This window comes from Nocardiopsis sp. iso_238 (assembly GCF_056173325.1).
The window spans coordinates 2791336-2812547 of record NZ_CM149668.1; the positions used below are offsets into that span (position 1 = coordinate 2791336).

16 protein-coding genes are annotated in these 21212 nt (G+C 71.9%); 4 read left to right on the forward strand and 12 right to left on the reverse strand.

Features of this window, described 5'->3' with window-relative positions:
* Positions 1-26: 26 nt before the first annotated feature.
* The 3 genes from AC0VYL_RS12395 to AC0VYL_RS12405 are packed head-to-tail and all read right to left on the reverse strand — an operon-like array spanning position 27 to position 2820.
* The gene (locus tag AC0VYL_RS12395) at positions 27-815 is read right to left on the reverse strand and encodes a class I SAM-dependent methyltransferase (protein WP_475483218.1); all 789 of its coding nucleotides are present in this window, start codon (positions 813-815) and stop codon (positions 27-29) included.
* A gap of 22 nt (positions 816-837) precedes the next feature.
* Entirely contained in the window at positions 838-1770 is a 933-nt protein-coding gene (locus AC0VYL_RS12400; RefSeq protein WP_475483219.1) for an alpha/beta hydrolase, read from the reverse strand.
* A 42-nt stretch (positions 1771-1812) separates the two neighbouring features.
* Positions 1813-2820: a class I SAM-dependent methyltransferase gene (locus tag AC0VYL_RS12405; RefSeq protein WP_475483220.1), complete on the reverse strand. Its 1008-nt coding sequence runs from the start codon at positions 2818-2820 to the stop codon at positions 1813-1815.
* 757 nt (positions 2821-3577) lie between these two features.
* Between AC0VYL_RS12405 and AC0VYL_RS12410 the strand changes: the two genes are divergently transcribed.
* On the forward strand, positions 3578-4399 hold the full coding sequence (locus AC0VYL_RS12410; protein WP_475452492.1) for an SAM-dependent methyltransferase: 822 nt from the start codon (positions 3578-3580) through the stop codon (positions 4397-4399).
* A gap of 61 nt (positions 4400-4460) precedes the next feature.
* On the opposite strand, the gene AC0VYL_RS12415 is transcribed toward AC0VYL_RS12410, so the two are convergent.
* The 7 genes from AC0VYL_RS12415 to AC0VYL_RS12445 all read right to left on the reverse strand — a co-directional run bounded on the left by AC0VYL_RS12415 (position 4461) and on the right by AC0VYL_RS12445 (position 13803).
* Entirely contained in the window at positions 4461-5198 is a 738-nt protein-coding gene (locus AC0VYL_RS12415; protein WP_475483221.1) for a methyltransferase domain-containing protein, read from the reverse strand.
* A gap of 4 nt (positions 5199-5202) precedes the next feature.
* Positions 5203-5967, reverse strand: coding sequence for an SDR family oxidoreductase (locus AC0VYL_RS12420; RefSeq protein ID WP_475483222.1), 765 nt, complete (start codon positions 5965-5967; stop codon positions 5203-5205).
* Complete coding sequence (locus AC0VYL_RS12425) at positions 5964-6824, reverse strand: TauD/TfdA family dioxygenase (RefSeq protein WP_475452498.1); 861 nt, start codon at positions 6822-6824, stop codon at positions 5964-5966. Before AC0VYL_RS12425 ends, AC0VYL_RS12420 begins: the two co-directional genes overlap by 4 nt.
* A 29-nt stretch (positions 6825-6853) precedes the next feature.
* Positions 6854-11140 carry an AMP-binding protein gene (locus AC0VYL_RS12430; RefSeq protein ID WP_475483223.1) on the reverse strand — a complete coding sequence of 1429 codons (4287 nt, stop codon included), beginning with the start codon at positions 11138-11140 and terminating at the stop codon, positions 6854-6856.
* Between the two features lie 82 nt (positions 11141-11222).
* Entirely contained in the window at positions 11223-11759 is a 537-nt protein-coding gene (locus tag AC0VYL_RS12435; protein WP_475483224.1) for a DUF6309 family protein, read from the reverse strand.
* Positions 11756-12574: a phytanoyl-CoA dioxygenase family protein gene (locus tag AC0VYL_RS12440; RefSeq protein WP_475483225.1), complete on the reverse strand. Its 819-nt coding sequence runs from the start codon at positions 12572-12574 to the stop codon at positions 11756-11758. The genes AC0VYL_RS12435 and AC0VYL_RS12440 overlap by 4 nt, the downstream gene beginning before the upstream one ends.
* Before the next feature lie 764 nt (positions 12575-13338).
* The gene (locus AC0VYL_RS12445; protein ID WP_475452506.1) at positions 13339-13803 is read right to left on the reverse strand and encodes an Lrp/AsnC family transcriptional regulator; all 465 of its coding nucleotides are present in this window, start codon (positions 13801-13803) and stop codon (positions 13339-13341) included.
* Between the two features lie 82 nt (positions 13804-13885).
* On the opposite strand from AC0VYL_RS12445, the gene AC0VYL_RS12450 reads away from it, so the two are divergent.
* Positions 13886-14848, forward strand: coding sequence for a DMT family transporter (locus tag AC0VYL_RS12450; protein WP_475452508.1), 963 nt, complete (start codon positions 13886-13888; stop codon positions 14846-14848).
* Complete coding sequence (locus AC0VYL_RS12455; protein WP_475483226.1) at positions 14842-16068, forward strand: aromatic amino acid transaminase; 1227 nt, start codon at positions 14842-14844, stop codon at positions 16066-16068. Before AC0VYL_RS12450 ends, AC0VYL_RS12455 begins: the two co-directional genes overlap by 7 nt.
* Positions 16069-16081: 13 nt before the next feature.
* On the opposite strand, the gene AC0VYL_RS12460 is transcribed toward AC0VYL_RS12455, so the two are convergent.
* Positions 16082-17338, reverse strand: a complete 1257-nt coding sequence (locus AC0VYL_RS12460; RefSeq protein ID WP_475452512.1) for an AI-2E family transporter — start codon at positions 17336-17338, stop codon at positions 16082-16084.
* Positions 17339-17523: 185 nt separating this feature from the next.
* Positions 17524-18459, reverse strand: coding sequence for a Dyp-type peroxidase (locus AC0VYL_RS12465; RefSeq protein WP_475483227.1), 936 nt, complete (start codon positions 18457-18459; stop codon positions 17524-17526).
* Positions 18460-18800: 341 nt separating this feature from the next.
* On the opposite strand from AC0VYL_RS12465, the gene AC0VYL_RS12470 reads away from it, so the two are divergent.
* Entirely contained in the window at positions 18801-21122 is a 2322-nt protein-coding gene (locus AC0VYL_RS12470; RefSeq protein WP_475483228.1) for an FdhF/YdeP family oxidoreductase, read from the forward strand.
* Positions 21123-21212: the final 90 nt, after the last annotated feature.

Genomic DNA, 21212 nt, shown 5'->3' on the forward strand with positions numbered 1-21212 from the left:
CATCACAAAACTCCCCTGGTGTCCGGTCAGTCGCGGAGGAAGGCCCACGTCTCGTACAGAGTCCGCTCGTGCGCGGGCGCGTTGGTGTAGTTGTCCAGCGTGCCCGTGTGCGTGAGGCCCGCCCGTTGGGCGCTGCGGCGGATCACCGCCGGGTCGAGCACGTAGAGACGGTGCCTCTCCCGGGTGCGCACGTACGTGTCGGACCCGGGGCCGCCCTGGCGGAGGAACTGGGTGTAGTAGGCGTCGCTGTACTCGTCGGTGGGGTTGGTGAACTCCCAGACGAAGGCGAAGTCGTCCTGGTCCTCCGCCCAGACCTGCCGCCCGGCGTGTTCGGTCAGCATGTGCCGGGAGAGGATGTCGAAGACGAAGGTGCCGCCCGGGCGCAGGACCCGGTGGACCCCCGCGAAGACGGCGCTCAGGTCCTCCTCGCTGGCCGTGTAGTTCAGGGCCGCTCCCGTGGAGCAGACCGCGTCCACGCTGGCGGGCCGCAGCGGGATCTCCGGCAGCGCGGCCCGCACCAGCTGGGGTTCGTCCGCCAGCCGCTGGCGCGCGTAGCCGAGCATCTCGGGGGACTGGTCGAGCCCGGTCACGGTGTGGCCCGCGCGGGCGAGTTCCGCGAGGACGCTGCCGGTTCCGCAGCAGAGGTCCAGGACGTGCCGGACCTCCCCGCCCTGCTTCGCCCACCAGTCCCGGAGGAAGGCCACCCGTTCGGGGACCGGTTTCTCGTGCCAGTTGTCGACGATCCAGTCGTCCAGGCGGTCGTAGATGTCGGCGATGGACCCGTACATGGGCGCGTAGTCGTGTGGTGGAGTCATGCGTTGTGTCCTCTCTGCGTGCTCAGGCGAAGGCCGCCCGGAGCGCACGAACGGCGTGGCCCCGCAGGTCAGCGGCGCGTGGAGCGATTCCGTCGAGGTGCATGGCGCAGTGGATGAGGCCCGGACAGCGGACGAGGGTGGTCGGCACCCCCGCCGCGGCCGTGCGCGCCGCGAAGTGTTCGCCCTCGTCCCGCAGCGGGTCGTACTCGACGGTGATGACGGTGGTCGGCGGGGCCCCGGTCAGGTCGTCGACGAACGCGGGGGCGGCCTGCCAGGGCACCTCGTGCAGCGGGCCCTCCGGCCGGTCGAGGTAGGTGCGCCAGCACCGCTCCATCATCGAGGCGGTGTTCTGGTGGCCCTCCGCGAACTCCCGGTAGGACGCGCTGTCCATCCGGGGGTCGATCGCCGGGTTGATCAGCAGCTGGTGCCCGACGCGTGTGCCGGAGCCCCGGAAGGTCAGGGCGACGACCGCCGCGAGGTTGGCCCCCGCGCTGTCGCCCGCGACCACGAGCCGTTCCGGGTCCGCGTCCAGCTCCCCGGCGTTCTCGTACATCCAGGCGGTCACGGCCTCGGCGTCGCGCCGGGCGGCGGGGTAGGGGTGCTCCGGGGCGAGGCGGTAGCCCACGTTCGCCACCACGACACCCGCCTCGGCGGCGAGGGAGCGCAGCGGGGGCTCCATGTAGTCGATGCCGCCCGACATCCAGCCGCCTCCGTGGAAGTACACCACCAGCGGCAGGGGGATCCCGGGTTCCGGGTGGTAGACGCGGAAGGGCACCGGGCCCCAGGGCGAGGGGACCGCGCCGTCCCGCGTGTGGACGTCCCGAGCGGCGGGTGCGCAGAACGAGGTCATCGCCTCCACCGCGGCGCGGAACTCCGCCAGGGTGAGGTCGTCGGGTGACGGGGAGTCGTTGACGGGATCGAGAAAGAACTGCTTCACCTGTGGGTCGAGCGCCACCGATCACTCTTTCTTCTTTGGGGGGAAGAATTCACCCGGGCGTTACCTGGGCGCACGCGGAAAGCGCGTCAGGAGGTTGCCGCGTACGCGCCGAGTGGGTTTCTCCCAACTGTTTCCGCGTCCCGCCAGGATCCGGAATCCGGTGGGCTGCAAAGACAGTTCCACGGCGCGCGCCCGCTCCGCCACAGGGAGGTCGACGATTCTCCTGCGCAGTTCTGGGTCGTCGAAGAGTTCCTCGGGTCGTACCGTCTCGACCTGACCGGCGGGGATATCGTCCGTGCCGTCGAGGTCCAGGTACGGTGCTCCGCGCGGACCGTAAACACGATCGGCGGCCACCCATTCCATACCGAGTCCGTCAAGAAGTCCCGGAAGGTCTCCGAAACGCAGGGTGTGCACGACCGGATTGAGATAGGCGTCCGCGTCGAAGACGTCCTGTTCCTCGGGGTCCAGGGCCGATCCCGCCCACGCCCCCGGCATGCCGTAGGCGTCGAGGGACAGCGAGAGGCCCAGGGCGCGCACCACACCCAGTCCCCGGGCGGCCCCGTCGTCGGCGGGGGAGAGGAGCTGGACGAGCTCGCGGTCCCGCATGCGCTGGGCCTCACCGACGTCGTTGTACAACCACAGGTGCAGCAGGCCGTCCTCGGAGAGGTGGCGGCACAGCCACTCCAGGCCCGCGCGCGGGTCCGGCAGGTGGTGGACGACGCCGTAGCTGTAGATGAGGTCGAAGCGCTGGTCGAGCGCGGTGTGGGGCATGGCCCCGTCGACGATGTCGAGGTTGGTGACGCCGTGGTCGTCGGCCAGGCGCCGGGCGATGGCGCGGGAGGCTCCGGAGGGCTCCAGCCCGACGAAGCGGACCTTCGGGTGGGCCTTGGCGAGCCCGACGAGGGTGTGCCCCGTGCCGCAGCCGGCGTCGAGGACGCTCCACCCGTCCCGCAGTCCGCCCTCGACCACGAGGGGGAGCTCGTCCGCGACGACGCTGATCAGCGGCCGGTCCGCGCCCGGTGAGGGGAAAGGGAAGTCTTCGTAAAGGCGCTGCGTCGCACTCGTCACCACAAGGTTCTCCTGAAATCGACAGCAACAAACACCAGCCCGTCCCGCGTGGGGGTGACGGGGACGAACTCATTGCGCAGCTCCGTGGGCCTTCCCGTGGCCCGGAGTATAAAACTCGCTGAGTGTCCTTTGTTGAAATCATCCGAGGGGGATGTGCCCCCCCAGGGGGTCATTCATTAGCACTCGCGAGGGGAGGGGTGTTCATGGCCGACTTTCGCCGAACGTGAACTCCCACTGTGCGCGGTGTGACACTCGAGTGAGTGGACTTCAGTTAAACCAAGAACTCAGCGGGTGTCAAGATGCTCACGGAAAGTGCCAGTTGAACGCGTCAATGGGGTCGGGATTGGCGGATTTGATTCAAGTGGTCAAGGCGGGGCGGCGGATTAAAGGGGCGCCTACCAGTGGAATTATGCTGCGAGTCTCTAGTCATCCTGTGATCCCATGTTTCTTGGGATAAAGAAAGAGTCGGAGTTTGTTTGGGTGCGGTTCTGTTTCGCACGCGGGAGATGAGGTGGACGACGGCCCGTGGGAAACATGGTGCGTATGTGACGGAGTCCGCCCGGTGGTGTCGGTGAGTCCAGGTGTGAGCTGGGAGCGCGACGCGGCCCGGGGCGCACACCGCGCATACCCCCCTAAGGGGCGATTTCCCCTATGGTTGGGGCGAACGGCTTCTGGCTGGGAGCGATCGCCGTCCGAGACGTGCGGAGACCGCCCGGCCGCACGGCGCGACCCCCTGCGTGTAGAGGTAGATGCTCCCATGTCCGACGCCCCCACCCAGCCCACCTCCGACGGCTTCGGCCGGCCTTCCCCCATCGACACCACCCGGACCCACTCGGCCCGGATCTGGAACTACTGGATGGGAGGCAAGGACCACTACCCGATCGACCGCGTCGCGGGCGACCAGGTGGCGGAGTCCTTCCCCGAGATCGTCGACCTGGCCCGCACCAGCCGGGAGTTCCTCAACCGCGTCGTCACCCACCTGACGCGGGAGGCGGGGATCCGCCAGTTCCTCGACATCGGGACCGGCATGCCCACCGCCAACAACACCCACGAGGTCGCCCAGGGGATCGCTCCCGAGTGCCGCGTCGTCTACGTGGACAACGACCCGCTCGTGCTCGCGCACGCGCGCGCCCTTCTCGTGGGGACCCCCGAGGGCGTCACCGACTACGTCGACGCCGACCTGCGCGACCCCGGGGCGATCCTGGAGCGGGCCGCCGCGACCCTGGACTTCGACCAGCCCGTCGCGCTCATGCTGATGGGCGTGCTCGGCCACATCCCGGACGAGGACCTCCAGCCGATCGTCCGGACGCTGGTGGACGCGCTGCCCTCCGGCAGCTACCTGGCCAGTTACGACGGCACCAACACCAGCGAGGCCTACAACGAGGCCATCGAGGCGGGCAACAAGCACGGAGACGACCCCTACCTCCTGCGCAGCCCGGAGGCGCTCGCCGCCCGCTTCGACGGGCTGGACCTGCTGGAGCCCGGTGTGGTCCCGTGCCCCAGGTGGCGTCCGCTGGCGGGGGAGCTCAGCGCCCGGCGCGGCCTGGACCAGTACGGCGGCGTGGCCCGCAAGCCCTGAGGACGGGGCGGTGCCGGTGACGGCCCGCCCGGAGGCGCCCCGGGGAGGGGCGCCCCGGGGGTCAGGGGGTCAGGTGCCGCCAGCGGACCGGGTCGCGCTGGTCACGGAGGTCGGCGCTCCGGGGCAGGTCCCCGCGGTCGGCGCACTCCAGGACCAGCATCTCCTCGTCCCCGGGGTCGAACGCGTACTCCACCCGTTCCACCCGCGAGGGCACCCCGCACTCGGCCAGGAACTCCCGCGTCCGGTCCAGCTGCGGGTAGCGCGTGAAGTCGGCGTGCTGGAACAGCGGGTACAGCCGCACCTCCCAGCGGGACAGGCGCACCAGCTCCAGCAGCGCCTCCCGGTGGAACTCCTCGTCCAGCTGCCTTCCGTAGGAGAACAGCAGGTGTGAGCTGAGCACCAGGTCGAAGGAACTGTCGGGGAAGGGCAGATCGGGCAGGGAACCCTCGACGTAGCGCTCGGGGTGCGCGGTGACGTCCGCGCCGAACCGGCGCGCCGACTCCGAGCGCAGCCGCGTGTACTGCTCGGGGTCCTCGAACCACGTCCACACGAAGTCCGACTCGTGTTCGAGGAGGTCGGCGTGTTTGTGCTCGTTCTCCAACAGGGCCAGCTCGGCCAGTTTGCCCCGGTCGACGCCGTACTCGGGGTCCACCGCCGTGACGTCCGCGCCCCGGGCGCGGGCCTCGGCGGTGAAGCTCGCGGCACCGCCCGGACAGTCGAGGATCCGCAACGACAGGTCGTGGTCCGAGAGCGTGAACATGGACCGGTACTCCGCGAAGTTCCGCGCGCTGACGAACATCCGCTCACCCCCGCCCGACGAAGGGCATCGACGTGGGCAGCACCGTCAGGTACTGCACGTTCGTTCCCGGCGGCATCGACGCCATGAAGAGCACCGCCTCCACGAAGCGGTCCAGGGGGATCGTCTGTTCCACGGCTGTCCTTCCGTCGGCCTGTCTGGCCGGGGGCTGCGCTCTTCCGTCCGAGGGTTCCACGTTGCCGACGTCGATCTGTCCGCAGGCGATGTCGTGCTCGCGTCCGTCCAGGGACAGCGCCTTCGTCAGACCGAGGACCGCGTGCTTGGCCGTGGTGTAGGCGACGGCGTTGGGCCTGGGCGCGTGGGCGGAGGGCGCTCCGTTGTTGATGATGCGCCCGCCCCGGGGCGACTGCTCCCGCATCGCGCGGAACGCCTCCTGGGCGCACAGGAACGTACCGGTCACCGTGGTGTCCATGATCCGGGTCCAGTCCTCGAACCGGATGTCCTGCACCGGTACCCGGGGGACCGCCGCCCCCGCGTTGTTGAACAGCAGGTCCACCCGGCCGAACCGCTCCCGCACGGCGGCGAACAGCGCCGCCACCTCCTCGGGGCGCCCGATGTCGGTCGGGACGGTCAGCATCCGGTGACCGTCCCCGCCCGCGAGGGAGACCGTCTCCTCCAGCGCCTCCTTGCGGCGCCCGGCGATCGCCACGGACCAGCCGTCCGACAGCAGGGCGAGCGCCGCCGCGCGGCCCAGCCCGCTGCCGCCGCCGGTGACCACGGCGACCCCGCGTTCCGGGGCGGTCCCGCTCATCGCGCACCCGCGCTCATCCAGGCCCGCAGCACGCGGCGGCTCCCGGGGCCGGACACGTCCACGTAGGGCGACCGCCCGTGCAGGACCCGCGAGTTGCGGATGACCAGCAGGTCACCGGCGTCGAGCAGGAGCTGGAAGGCGATCTCCGGCCGGTACAGGACCTCGTCGAGGACGTCCAGGGCCTCCCACTGGCGCTCGCTGAGCGGCGGCCCGCCCCGTTCCGGCGAGGTGCGCACGGTGCGGGTCTGGTAGTAGCAGCCCACGGTCCCGTCCTCCTGGGTGAACAGGATCGGGGAGACGATCACCTGCTGTCCGGCCCGGCCGGTGCGGTCGAAGGTCCAGTCCTCCTCCAGCGTGGCGAGCACGTCCGGACGCTCCTGGCCGATGATGCTCCGCACGTGGCGGGCGCTGGCGAGCTTGGTGTACCCGCCGCCCCGGACGGCCGGCTGAAGGCACAGCAGCACCAGGAGGTCACAGGTGTCGCAGTGGAACCCGAGCTCGGTGTTGCCGTCACCGTCCTGGTCCCGGAGCACCCGCCACAGGGCGCCCTCGGCGTTCTGGGGGATGATCTCACCGAAGTCCCGCAGCACGAAGGAGAGGGCGGCGATGATGTCGTCCTCGTCCGCCGCCGGGTCGATCAGGTTCGGCACGTGGGCGAAACCCACCGACCGGATGCTCTCCGCGCTGAACGAGCGCAGCCGCTCGCGCACCGGGGAGGCCGCCTCCCACCGCTCGGCCCGGGCGTCCCGCCACAACAGCCCGCGCTCCTGGTCGGTGATCGGCATCGACCACAGGTCGCGACGGGTGTCCAGGGTCGTGCTTCCCCAACCGATCTCGGTCGTGGTGTTCTCGGTCATCTCGTGGTCCGTTCCCTTCGTCGTGGGATTCACTGGGGCGGTTCGGGGAGGAACCCGACGTCCGTGGCCCAGGCCATGGCCGCCGACCACCACTCGCGGGTCGGCGGCGCGAAGCGCACACCGACGCGGTCGAGCGCGGACGTCGTGTGCGAGCTGTCGACCACCACGTTGCGGGATCCCAACTGGGACCAGGCGGAGGCCAGCCGGGCGGCGGTCGGATGGGTCCGCTCCACCCGGGACAGCGCCGCGCCGAACGCGTGGTCGTCGGTGAGTTCGACCGGGTGGCCGAGGGCCACCAGCCAGGCCACCAGCTCGTCGTGCGGCACCGTGTAGGGGGACTCCACGTGGTACACGCCCGGCGCCGCGTGGGCGTGCGTCACCATCGCCGCGATCCCGGCCGCCACCGTGTCCACGTGGGAGAACGCGAACGACTCCGAGGGGCGGCTCGGCGCCGCCCCGGCCAGTACGTAGCCGCGCACCAGCTGGTAGATCCGGTTGTCCTCCACGTTGCGCTGGAAGGCACCCGTCCGACTGTGCGCCGCGACGTGGCCGCTGCGGTGGACGTAGCACTGGCGGCCCGAGGCGGCCCAGGCGCGGACCTCCTCCTCCGCCGTGAACTTCGTCCGCTCGTAGGGGGTGCGGAACCGCTGTCCGATCCGCAGGTCGGCCTCGCTGAACCGGCGCGGGACACCGTCGACGCCCCCCGCGACCGCGAGCGTCGACAGGTGGTGCAGGCGGGCGCCGGGCACCTCCGCGTCGATCCACGCGAGCAGGCGGCGGACCCCCTCGACGTTGGTGCGTTCCAGGTCGGAGGGGGGTGCGACCAGCCGCACGTCCGCCGCCGCGTGGACCACCGCGTGGGTGTCCCTGACCCGCTCCAGACCCTCCGGGGTCAGCCCCAGGCCCGCGCCGTTGATGTCACCGGCGACCACGTCGAACCCGCCGACCCGAGGGTCCGGGCCGTCGGTCGCGGAGACGAGCCGCTGGGCCGCGTGGGCGTCGTCGTCACCCCGTACCAGGCAGGTGACCCGCGCGTCGCGTTCCAGCAGGGCGGTCAGCAGGTGTCGGCCCAGGTAGCCGGTGGCGCCGGTGAGCAGCACACGGACCGGCTCCCGGACGCTCAGGCGGGAGGTCCGGGGCGCCGCCGTGCCGGTGAGTAGGAGCTGGCCCGAGGTGGAGACGGCGCTCCTGCGCGGAGGTGGGGGCGTGCCCCCGACCTCGGCGGCCACCGCCCCGCCGAAGGCGGAGACGACCGCGTCGGCGTCCTCGTGGGACACCCACGGCCGGGCGTGGACGAGGTCGGCCACCAGCCTGCCCTCGACGATGCGGGTGGTGAGCCGCAGGGGGTGGTGCGGGTCGGCGCTGGGGCAGCGCGCCGCTCCGCCGGTCTCGGGGGCGACCGACCAGGCCAGCGTCGGCTCGTCCGGGAGCTCGAAGGTGCCCAGGAAGTTGAACCCGGCCTCGGGACGCGGCAGGTCGGCGTCCATGGGCAGCTGCGGGGCCTCCCGCACCAGGCGCTCGATCCGCGCCGTGGTCTCGGCGGAGGCGGAGCGGACCACGGTCCGCACGTCCACGGAGCCTCCGGAGTCGGTGACGGACGCCGTGTCGGTGCCGGGGGCCGCCACGGTGACGTGTTTGACCGCCGTGAACCAGCCGATGGTGTCCATGTACGCGTCGCCGCGGCTCGTGGTGTCGCGACCGTGGGTCTCCACCTCGACGGTGAGCCGGGGCCGACCGTTCCAGCCCAGGACGGCCTCGGTGAAGGCCGACAGCAGGAACGCCTCCAGCCGTTGGGAGCGACCGTGGCGGCGGACCAGTCGTGCGGTGGCGTCCTCGTCCAGGGCCCAGGCCAGGGCGGCCGGTTCCACGGCGGGGTCGGTCGGTGTCCACGTGGGGAGCGGAGTCGGCCGTTCCGGCGCCGGGGGCGCGGCGGTCGCCGCCCACCGGTAGAAGTCGGCGGTCACGGGCATGGGGCCCGGGCTCCCCGTGAGCGCCGCCCGGTAGGCGTGGGCGAGGTCGTCGAACAGGACCCGCCAGGAGAGGCCGTCGATGGCCAGGTGGTGCACGATCACGGCGAGCCGGTCGCCGGTCCCGGCGCAGCCGGAGAACAGGTGGACGCGGACCAGACGGCCGGACTCGGGGTCCAGCGCCCGGTGCAGCTCCGAGCAGGTGGCCTCGATCGCCTCCGCCACCGAGCCGGGGTCGTCGGGGAGCCGGGAGAAGGTCACGGCGCCCACCTCCCCGGAGGGGCGCGGGACGCCCGGACCGCCCGCCGCCACCGGCTGGCGCAGCGCGGTGTGGCGGTGCAGCACCCCCACGACGGCGGAGGAGAGGGCGGCCGGGTCCACCGGAACCCCGCACCGCAGGACCGCCGACTGGTTCCAGTGCCGGGGGTCCCGCACCCGCTGCCGGAACAGCCAGCGCTGGGCCGGTGCCAGCCTCCCGGTCCCGGCGGTGTCCGCGTCCCCGCTGTGGACCGGGTCGGCGGTCTCCTCCGTCACCGGGGCGGCTGCCGCCGCCAGCAGCGCGGGTGTGGGGTTCAGGTAGAAGTCCTCGAACGTGACCCGGTACCCGGAGCGGCGCAGCGCCGTCACCGTGCGCATCGCCAGGATCGAGTCGCCGCCCAGCTCCAGCACGTCGGCGTGCGGGGCGACCAGGGGTAGGCCCAGAGCGCCCGCCCACAGGTCCGCGACGGTCCTCACGAGCGGGTCCCCGGTCCGGTCGTCGCCCGTGTCGGGGGGTGCGGCGGCGTCACCTCCGGGGCGGCTGCCGCCGTCTTCCAGGACCCGGTCCACCAGGACGGACAGGCCCTCCCGGTCGAGCTTGCCGTTCGGGCCGGTCGGGAACTCCGGCACCACGACCACCGGTTGCGGCACCGAGTACGCGGGGAGCCGGTCCAGCAGGTACGAGCGCAGGGAGGTGAGCAGGGCGGCCTCGTCGGGGTCGCCGTCGGCCGGTCGGACCGCCGCCAGGAGCTGGGCGCCCGCCGGGTTGTGCCGTACGACGACCGAGGAACGCGCCACCCCGGGGAAGTCGTCCATCACGCGTTCCACGTCGTCCGGGTCGACCCGGTAGCCCCGGATCTTGACCTGTCGGTCGGTCCGCCCCGCGAAGACGAGGGCGCCGTCCGGTCGGCGGCGGCACCGGTCGCCGGTCCGGTACCTCGGCCCGTCGTCGTGCGGGAGGAAGCGGCGCGCGGTCTCCTCGGGGCGCCCGAAGTACCCGACCGCCACACCGGGGCCGCCGATGAGCAGCTCGCCGTCCGTACCGTCCGGCACCGGCGCCCCCTCCGCGTCGACCAGGTGGAGGGAGTTGCGGCCGATCGCCGTACCGATGGGCACCGTGGCCTCGTCCTCGGGCAGGTCGGCGGGGGAGGAGGCCACGAAGCAGCTCGCGCCGATGGTGGCCTCGGTCGGGCCGTAGTGGTTGACCACCCGACCGGCCACACCGTCGTCGAGGAGTCCGGCGGCCAGGGAACGGGGCAGTGCCTCACCGCCCAACAGCAGGGTGTGCAGCCTCGGGGCCCGGACCGGCCGCCCCTCCAGCAGCGCGGTCAGATGGGAGGGCGTGGTCTTGAGCACCGACACCCCCGCCGCGGCCAGGCCGGACCAGAAGGCCTCGGGGTCGCGGGTCCGCTCGTCGGGCACCACGTGGACCGACCCGCCCGTCGCGAGCGCGAGCAGCCAGGAGGTGTGGCCCAGGTCGGCGGCGAGCGTGGTGACGTGCGCGACGCACGGGGCGTCGTCGCGGGTGAGGCCGAGGCGGTCGCGCAGGGAGAGGGCGTAGTGCACGGTGTTGGCGTGGGTGACGGTGACCGCCTTCGGTTCCCCGCTCGACCCGGAGGTGAAGGAGAGGTAGGCGGGGTCCGTGGCGTGTACCCGAGGCGGAACCGCGCCGGGCGGGAGGGGATCCGCGACCGACGCGGTCGGGTCCACGACCTCGGTCCGGCGGTCCCCGGGCGCGGCGTGGTCGGGGTCGGAGCTGAGCACGTGCCGCACGGCGATCGCGTCCAGGCGCCTGTGGACGTCGGGCCCGCTCCAGGCGGGGTCGACGACCACGGCGGCCGCGCCCGAGCGCAGCACCCCGTACAACAGGGCGCACACGCGGATGTCGCGCGGGCCCAGGACCGCGACCCGGTCACCCCGGCCCACACCGACTGCGCCGAGACGGGCCGCCACCCGGTCGGAGGCGGCGAGCAGTCCGGCGTAGTCGAGGGAGCGGACCCCGTCGGTGAGCGCCGGTCGGTCCGGGTGGGAGCGCGCCCCGCGCGCCAACAGGTCGGAGAGTGAGAGGTCCGGGATCGTCGTACCTGTCAAGGGGGTGGGTCTCCAGTTCAGGCGGTGTCTGCTTGGGACGGCCCGGCACCTGTCCCCCTGGAGCCGGGGGACAGGACCCGTCTCACCCGGCCGGTGCGGTGTCCGGGGTGCCCGCCATGAACGCCTCGGTCCCCTCGTCGGGGGAGAGGCGCCCGGACAGGGCCCAGGCGACGGTCCGGTGCAGGCCGTCCAGGTGGATGAGGCCGGTCCGCACCCTCAGGTCCGAGTAGTCGGAGTGGGGCACCGGGACGGTGCTCAGGTAGACGGGGGTCAGGGGCGCCTCCCGGAACAGGTCCAGCTTCTTCGCGCAGACCGGGTTGGCCTCGGCCATCTCCGCGCCGCCGGAGCGGACCAGGTCCGCGGCCTCGCCCACGGTCCGACCGGACCGGGGGACGAGCTCGCGCCCGCCCCCCTCGCTGAGGTGCCAGGGCAGGACGACGCCGAGGACCTCCTCCCTGGACAACAGGACACGGTGCCAGACGCCGAGGAGGTCGTCGGCCATGTGCAGGACGTCCTCACCGTCCTGGTTGGTGTTGGACTCGTGGGGGCGGTCGACGGGGTGATCGGCCCGGTAGACCTCCAGGACCCGTGAGAACGGCACCGTGCCGATCAGTTTCATGTGGTGGAGCCCCGTCCCGTCGTCGTGTACTCGGTGAAGTGCCGTTCCGCGAACAGCTCGGGCCAGCGTCCGCCGCCGAGGTCGAGCTCGCGCGCCCGGGAGAGCATATGCCGCCAGTACGGCTTCACCGGGTGCCAGCGGGCGCTGGTCTGGCAGTACGAGGCGTCCACGAAGTAGCGGGGGCCCGGGGCGCCCTCCCCCTCGGGGGCGGGCCTGCGCGCGTGGAACAGGGCGGAGTTCATCAGGACGGTCGAGCCCGGGGGGAGCCGGTCGATGACGGCCTCGCCCGGGAGCTCCTTGGTGCCCAGGTGGGCGCGGGCCTGCTTGGAGGCGTGCTCCAGGTGGGATCCGGGCAGGACGGCGAGGTGGCCGACGCTCGGATCGAGGCCGCCGAGGTAGTGCAACGCGTGGACCATGAGGAGGCTCGGGTCCTCGCGGTCGTTGGGCTCGTGGTCGTGGTGCCAGGCCTTGCCGCCGGTCGCCTCGCCGTGCCGGTCGCTGTGCAGGTGGTGGAAGACGAAGGAGGGCCCCATGAGTTCGGAGACCACCCCCATCACCGGTTCGTGGGTGAGGAGCTCGCCGTGTGCGGGCAGCTCCAGCTCCAGGACCGGGGGCGTGCCGTGGGTCTCCGGGTCGAGGCAGGCGGCGATGGAACGCTCGCGCAGCCCCTCGTCCACCCACCGGTCCACCTCGGGCAGGAGGCGGCCGACGAGGGACGCGGGCAGGAAACCGGGGAGGACGAGGTAGCCGGACTCCGTGAACTGTCTCCGCCGCTCGGTGGCGTCGTCGAGTTCCGGGGGAATCGTGTGGGTCAAGTCTTCGCCCCTTGTTCGTGCTCGGGTGTCGGTCGTTACTCCGGGGCGCGACGGATTCCCTCCCGGAGGAATCCATCGTGGGAAAGGCGGTGGGCCCGGGTGCGGTGGGCAGTGCGCCTGGACAGGAGGTGAGGGGCCATTGGTGTGGCTGTCCGTGGCCCTGTGTGGTGGAGTGCCCGGAGGGTCGACAGTATTAGTTTCACTTTGTCCGGATCGTTGTCAAGAGAATCGGGAGAACACGATGCTGGCCTGGAACTTCGACGTCTTCGGAGCGGGATCGGGGAATTCATGGCAAGTAAGGAGTATGAATTCGGCGGGGGAGGGGTAAGGGAGGGTGCGGCGGTCACGCGCTTCCGGGGTGATCCGTGTTCTGCCAGCTCAGGCCGCATGTGCCACCTGGGTTCCCTCCGTGTACCCGAAGGCGGGGCGCGCCGCCGGTCCTTCGGCCCGGCGGTCTCCTGGAGGGCGGCGTCCCGCTTTTCCCAGGTCGATTCGGGCATTTGGGGCGAACGATGAATGCGGTCACAGAAATGGGACCCCGTCTCCCTGTGGTCGGTCAGGGGATCGTTTTACCGTTTCGGAGGGTGGCCGATTCCGGACGCCGGAATGGCCCGATCGGGTGCTGACCCCGGGGGTTCCTTCGTGATATCGAGAAACCCGCTTTAGGGCGGTGTCCCACGCGACACGTTTCGCGAACGCGTCCGCCCTGCGGCACGGGCCTGCCACGGGGTGCCCGGGTCCCCCACGCCCCGGCCCCGCCGTCCTCAGTCGATGGGCAGGGGCGCACTGGGCTTGGTGACGCTGATGGCGAAGGTCGTCTCGATCGAGGAGACGGCCGGGATGGCGCGCAGCTTGGCGCGCATCAGCTCCTCGTAGGCGGGGAAGGAGCGGGCGGCCACCTTGAGCAGGTAGTCGTGGTCACCCGCCAGGAGGAAGGCCTCGGTCACCTCCGGGATCCCCCGGATGGCCTCCTCCACCCGCTCCACCACGCCCGTGCCGTGGGAGTCCAGGCGCAGCCGCACGAACGCCGTGATGTCCAGCCCCACCGAGGCCGGGTCGACCACCGCCGTGTACCCGGCGACCACGCCGGACTCCTCCAGTCTGCGCACCCTGCGCAGACAGGGGGAGGGGGACAGCCCCACGCGGTCGGCCAGGTCCTGGTTGCTGATCCGCCCGTCGCTCTGGAGCTCGTGCAGAATCCGCAGATCGATCTCGTCCAAACGATGCATGGGGCAGATCCTGCCAAAACCTCCCCTGTTTGGGCAATAATGAGCAATCGCCAGTCCCGCCGCTCCCCGTACCTTCACTCCCATGAGCAGACCCACCGGTGCGACCCCCTCGCTCACCGTCGGACTGGCCGCGATGGCCGCGACCGTGGTGCTGTGGGCCGGGTTCGCCCTGAGCATCCGAGGGATCGGCGCCTCCGACCTCACCGCCCTGGACGCCGCCCTCCTCCGGTTCCTCACCCCGCTGGTGGTGCTGGCCCCGTGGATCCCCCGGGCCGTCCGGCGCGTGCGGCACGAGCGCCCCGGCGTCCTGCTGGCGCTCTGCGTCGGCGCCGGGCTCCCCTACTTCCTCCTCGCCGCCTGGGGCGGCTCCCTGACCAGCGCCGCCCTCGTGGGGATCGTGATCCCCGGGACCGTGCCGCTGTTCGTCACCGCGCTCGCGTTCGCGCTGTGGCGCACCCGGGCCCGCCCCGCGCAGCTCGGCGCGCTCGTGCTGATCGTCCTGGGCGCGGCGGTGCCCGTGGCCGCCGCCGTCACACCGGACCACGCCACCGGGGTCGCGGTCCTGCTCTGCGCGGGACTGGTGTGGTCGGTGTACACCCTGGCGCTCCGGGAGACCACGCTCGACCCGGTCAGCGCCGCGATCGTGCTCTGCGCCCCCTCGGCCCTGCTGGCCGGGGTGCCCCTCCTGCTCGGCCTGGCCCCCTCCGCGCTGTTCGGGGGCGCCGCGCCGCGCGACGTCCTGGTCTACGTCGCCGTCCAGGGCGTCGGCGTGGGCGTGCTCGCCGCCCTGTGCTACGCCACCGCCATCCGCGGACTCGGCGGCCCGGTCGCCGCCACCCTGGGCGCGCTCAGCCCCGTCGTCACGCTGGTCGTGGCGGTCCCGCTGTTCGGCGAACCCGTCACCCCCGCGACCACAGTCACCCTGCTGCTGGTCCTGACCGGCGTGGTCGCCTTCAACCTCCTCGGTGCCCGGCGGCCCCGGCCCGCCGCCCCGAGCCCCGCCCGAGCCGTGGACCGCCGCCCCGAACTGGAGACCTCATGCTGATGCCGACCATGCTCCCGCCGCGCACCGACCCCCTCTGGCGGCTCACCGCCGCCTGCGACACCGACCCCCGCCCCGACCGCCTCGACCTCCTCGTCGGCGTCTACCGTGACGACACCGGTTCCTCGCCGGTCCTCGGCGCCGTGGCCGAGGCCGAACGGAACCTCGCCGCGCGCTCGCCCTCCAAGGAGTACCTGGGCCCCGCCGGGAACCGCGACTTCACTGACGCGCTCACCCGCATGCTGTTCCCCTCGGAGGACGTCCGCTCCCGCACCCTGGCGGTGCAGTCGGTCGCGGGGACCGGGGCGCTGCGGCTCCTGGCCGAACTCCTGGCCGTCACCGGACCCGACCGGACCGTGCACCTGGGCACCCCCGCCTACCTCAACCACCGCACCATCCTCACCACCGCGGGACTGCGCGTGCGCGAGTACCCGATGCTGCTTCCCGACGGCCGCCCGGACCCGGACGCCGCCCTCGCGGCCGTCGCCACCGCCGCACCCGGAGACGTGCTCCTGATCCAGGGGTGCTGCCACAACCCCACCGGCGCCGCGATGCCCACGCGGAACTGGGACGAGCTCGCCCACGCGATGTCCGTGCGGGGTGTGGTGCCCTTCGTCGACCACGCCTACTTCGGTCTGGGGGACGGGCTCGACGCGGACCTGGAGGGCGTGCGCCGCATGCTGGACGTCCTCCCCGAAGCCGTGGTCGCGGTCAGCGCCTCCAAGGCCTGGGGCCTGTACAACGAACGCACCGGATGCGCGATCGTGGTCTCCGACGACCCCGCCCGCCGCGCCCTCGCCTACGGCGTCCTGGAGACCACCGCCCGCGCCGGGTACTCGCAGCCGCCGGACCACGGAGCCAGGATCGTCCACGAGATCCTCACCCGGCCCGAGCTGCGCACGCGCTGGACGGACGAGCTCGACTCCATGCGTCGGCGCCTGGGCCGCCTGCGTGACGGACTCACCGACGCCCTGGCCGCGCGCACCCCCGCCACGGAGTTCGAGGCGCTGCGGGAGCAGCGGGGCATGTTCCTGCGGCTGCCCCTCACCGCCGACCAGATGGGGCGGCTCCGCGACGAGCACGCGATCCACGGCCTCCCCTCGGGGCGGATCAACCTGGCCGGGGTCCCCGTCCACCTGCTCGACCGTGTCGCGGACGCGATCGCCCGGGTCCACGGCGGGACCGGGGCGGTTCGGCCGGAAGGCCTGGTCGCCCGGGGGTGAGCCCCGCCGGGGGTCAGTCGGTGGTTCCGGCCTTCTCGGAACCGTCGTCCGCGGGCTCCTCCTCCACCGAGGGCTCGGGGGAGGCCGCCCGGTTACGCAGCAGCGCCGCGAGGACCGCCGCGATCGGGGTGGCCAGGAACAGGCCCGCGACCCCGCCGAGGATGCCGCCGACCGTGACGACGATCAGGACCACGGCGGAGGGCAGCTCCAGGGCGCGGCCGTAGATGCGCGGCGCGAACACGTTGCTCTCCAGCTGCTGCACGAGGATCACCGCGCCGAGCACGATCAGCGCCACCACCCAGTTCTCGGTCACCAGGGCCACGAGGACCGCCAGCAGCCCGCTCAGGAAGGCGCCGATGATCGGCAGGAAGGCGCCCACGAAGGTGAGCACGATCAGCGGGATGGCCAGACTCGTGTCGATGAGCAGGAGCAGCGCGATGCCGATGCCGATCGCGTCTATCACGCCCACCAGCGCCACCCCGCGCACGTAGTTCCCCATCACCTCGTAGGAGACCCGGGACGAGTGGCGCAGGACCGGGCGGGACCCGACCGGCAGCAGGCTGGCGATCCAGTCCATGAGCTTGTCGCCCGAGTGCACGAAGTAGATGGTCAGGACGATGATCAGCACGATCCCCAGCACGACCCGCGTGACGGCGGTGGTCGCCGTCCACGCGCCGCTCAGGACCTGGTTGCTGTTCTCGGTGATCAGGGACTGGACCTGTACCCAGGCGTTGTCGATCGCCTCCCTGAGCAGCCCCGGGTCCAGACCGAAGGGCAGGGGAACGTTCTGGAGCTGGACGACGGCGCTGTTGACGCTGGCCACGAGGTCGTCGAAGCTCGCGACGGCGGGGGTCACGATCAGGGTGACGACGCCGCTGTAGACCGCGAACGCGATCAGCATGGTGATCGCCGTGGACGCCCCCCGGCCGAACCCCCGCCGTTTGACCAGGTTGGGGCGGCGCAGCCAGTTCGCCAAAGGCATCAGCAGCGCGGTGAGGAACACCGCGATGATCAACGGGAGCGTGACCACCGACAGGCGGGTGAGCGCGTAGACCAACAGCCCCGCCAGCACACCGATCACCAGGATGCGCCAGGAGGCGTCGGCGGCCACCCGCAGGAGGTCGCCGGCGCGCCTGCCGTCGTCCGGGTCCGGTGCGCCGGAACCCGCGTCCTCGACCTCGACTCGCTCCCGTTCCCGCTCGACACGGGCCCTGCGGGTGGCGTTCCACTTGTTCACGAGGGCCCCGACACCCGGCCACTGGGCTTGCACATGCGCTCCGTTCTCCGGTCGGCGCGGACCGTCGTCACGCGCCACGAACCGCGTCGACCAGCCCTCCGAACCAGCCGTGAGTGCGATGTGACGCGGGGTGGGAACGAGTCTGGCGTCCGCACGCGCCACGGGCGGGGAGGCGCGTGCCGGATCACCGGATGGGCGTGTCGCCCGGAGTGCCCCACTCACCCGCCGCTGTCGGCCCCGTCCCCGAACACGCGCGCGTGCGGCGGGTCCTCCAGGAACTCCTCCGTGGGCACGTGGAACAGGCCGCCCGTCACCGCAGTGGAGAAGTCCAGGACGCGGTCGTGGTTGCCCGGAGGGTCACCGATGAACATGTTCCGCAGCATCCGCTCGGTGACGTCGGGGGTCGCGGAGTACCCGACGAAGTAGGTGCCCGACTCGCCGCTGGCGACGGAGCCGAAGGCCATGTTCTCCCGCACGATCTTGAGCTCGACGCCGTTCGCGTCGGTGATGGTGTTCAGCGCCAGGTGGGAGTCGGCGGCCTTGTCGTCGTCGGGGATCTCCACGTCGCTGAGCTTGTGGCGGCCCATCGCCGTCTCCTGCTCCTCGACCGTCAGCGCGTTCCAGGAGGCCAGGTCGTGCAGGTACTTCTGCACGATCACGTAGCTGCCACCGGCGAAACCCGGGTCCTCGTCCCCCACCAGGACCGAGGAGGTCGCCAGCGCGCCCTCGGGATTCTCGGTTCCATCGACGAACCCCAGCAGGTCCCGTTCGTCGAAGTAGCGGAAGCCGTGCACCTCGTCGGCGATGTCGACGTGCCCCTCCAGACGCACCATGATCTGCCGGGCCAGTTCGAAGCACAGGTCGGCGCGCTCGGAACGCAGATGGAACAGCAGGTCACCCGGGGTGGAGACGGCCTTGTGCCGGGCGCCGTTCAGTTCGCGGAACGGGTGCAGCCCCACCGGTCGCGCACCCTCGTACAGGCGGTCCCACAGGTGCGAGCCGATCCCCACCGCGCAGCTGAGGTCGTCCCGGGGGGAGCGGAACCCCACGGCGCGTCGCAGCCCGGCGATGTCGGACAGCAGGTCCAACACCGGGCCCTCGCCGCCGTCACGGACCGTCACGACCAGGAAGACCGCCGCCCTCGGGGACGTCACGACGACCCTCTGCGGTGTGCTCCGGTGGACCACGCGCATCACTTCCGTCCGCTGTTCCGGTGGGATCTCCGCCCGCGTCCCTGCGGTTCCGGACGGCCCGTAGGCGGGCAACGCTAACATTCGACCCACCGTTCACAGCGGTGCGAAACCACCGTTCCCCGCCGGTCGCCCGGTCCCCTTTCCGGGCGCTTGACCTGGTGGTACGCGAGGACGTCGGCCGCCGGTCCGCTCCTCGTCCAAGGGAACCCTTTGGCAAAGTCCGGAACGGCGGCGCGCCACCCACGGCCCGGTTCCGTTCTCATCACCGGGGAACAGTGTGAACCGGTGAGGGGGACGGCGGCGTGTCGGACGAGAAGAAGTGGTCACAGCGCGACTACCACCACCCCGCGGCCGGGTGGGGTGCGGCCAGGTCGGTGCTGGGAGTCATCGCGGGAGAGGGCGAGTGGGTCGAGGGCAGCCGCGCGATCCTCCGGATGAACCACGAGAACGGCGGTTTCGACTGCCCCGGCTGCGCCTGGCCGGACGACCTCAAGGGTCTCAGACTCGACATCTGTGAGAACGGGATCAAGCACGTCACCTGGGAGATGACCCGCAAACGGGTGGACCGCGACTTCTTCGCCCGGCACACCGTCAGCGAGCTGCGCGGGTGGAGCGCGTTCGAGCTGGAGGACCAGGGGCGGCTCACCGAACCCATGGTCTACGACCCCGGGACCGACCGGTACACGCCCATCACCTGGCAGGAGGCGTTCGACCTGGTCGGATCGCACCTGCGCGCCCTGGACTCGCCCCACCGGGCGGCCTTCTACACCTCCGGCCGACTCGGCAACGAGGCCACCTTCCTCTACCAGCTCATGGCGCGTGAGTACGGCACCAACAACCTGCCCGACTGCTCCAACATGTGCCACGAGGCGTCGGGCCGCGCGCTGAAGGCCTCCCTGGGGACCGGAAAGGGGACCGCCGACCTCAAGGACTGGGAGGCCGCCGACGCCATCTTCGTCATGGGGGTCAACGCCGCCTCCAACGCCCCCCGCATGCTCACCGCCCTGGCCGCCGCGCACCGGCGCGGAACGCGCATCGTCCACGTCAACCCGCTGGTGGAGGCCGCCGCCACCAGGACCATCGTCCCGCACGACTTCCTCGACATGGGGCTGATGCGCTCCACCCGCACCAGCGACCTCAACCTCCAGGTCCGCCCCGGCGGCGACATGGCGCTCATGCGCGGCATCGCCAAGGTGCTGCTGGAGAAGGCCGAGCACGACCCCCGGGCCCTGGACCCCGAGTTCGTCGAGCGGCACACCACCGGGTTCGAGGAGTACCGGGCGCTGTGCGCGGCCACCACCTGGGAGGAACTGGAACGGCAGTCCGGCCTGGCCCGTGAACGGATCATGGACGCGGCGCAGGTCTACGCGCTCTCCGACCGCACCCTGATCAGCTGGTGCCTGGGGATCACCCAGCACGAACACGGCGTGGACACCGTCCGCGAGATCGTCAACGTGCTGCTCCTGCGCGGCAACCTCGGCCGGGAGGGCGCGGGACCCTCCCCGGTGCGCGGACACAGCAACGTACAGGGCAACCGGACCTGCGGGATCGACCACCGTCCCACTCCGGAGTTCCTGGACCGCCTGGCCGAGGCGTGCGGGATCGACCCGCCGCGCGAGCCCGGTCTGGACACCGTGGCGACCGTCCGCGCCATGAACGAGGGCACCGTGAAGGTGTTCGTCGGCATGGGCGGGAACTTCGCCAAGGCCGCGCCGGACACCCCGTACACGGCGGCCGGGCTGCGTAACTGCGACCTCACGGTGCACGTCAGCACCAAGCTCAACCACAGTCACCTGGAACACGGCAGAGCCGCGCTCATCCTGCCCTGCCTGGGCCGCACGGAGAAGGACCACCAGCGCGGCGGGGTGCAGTCCACCTCGGTCGAGGACTCCATGAGCATGGTGCACCTCTCCGTGGGCATGAAGCGCCCCGCCTCACCGCACCTGCTCTCCGAACCGGCGATCATCGCGGGAATCGCCCGGGCCACGCTGCCCGACAGCCCCACCCCGTGGGAGCGCTACGTGGAGGACTACGACCGGGTCCGCGACACCATGGCCCGGGCCCTGACCGGGTTCGAGGACTTCAACCGCCGGGTGCGCCTGCCCCTGGGCTTCCGGCTGGTCCAGCCCGCCCGCGAACTGGTCTTCCTCACCCCTTCCGGGCGCGCGGAGTTCTCCCTGGCCGAGCTGCCCGACGTGGTGCCCGCCGACGACGACGTGCTGGTCCTCCAGACCATGCGTTCCCACGACCAGTGGAACACCACCGTCTACTCGGACGACGACCGCTACCGAGGGGTGCGCAACCTGCGCACCCTCGTCCTCATGAACGCCGGGGACATGCGGGACCGGGGGATCGCCGAGGGGGACCTGGTGGACGTGGAGTCGACCTCCCGGGACGGCACCCGCCGCCGCCTGAGCCGCTACCGGGCGCTCGCCTACGACATGCCGCGCGGCAGCGCCGCCGGGTACATGCCGGAGATGAACGTCCTCGTCGGCTCCGCCGACTACAGCACCCAGAGCGACCAGCCGCTGATGAAGAACGTCCTGGTCCGGGTGGTGCTGTCCACGGACACCGGAGACGGGACCGGTCGCGAGGAGGAGACCGAGGGGACCCGGTCCCACTAGGCCGCCGAACGGGCGGAACGGGCACTCGCTACGATGCGCGCATGCCCACCCCTGTTTCGTCGGATGAGGCGAATCCGAGCTCCTGGGGCG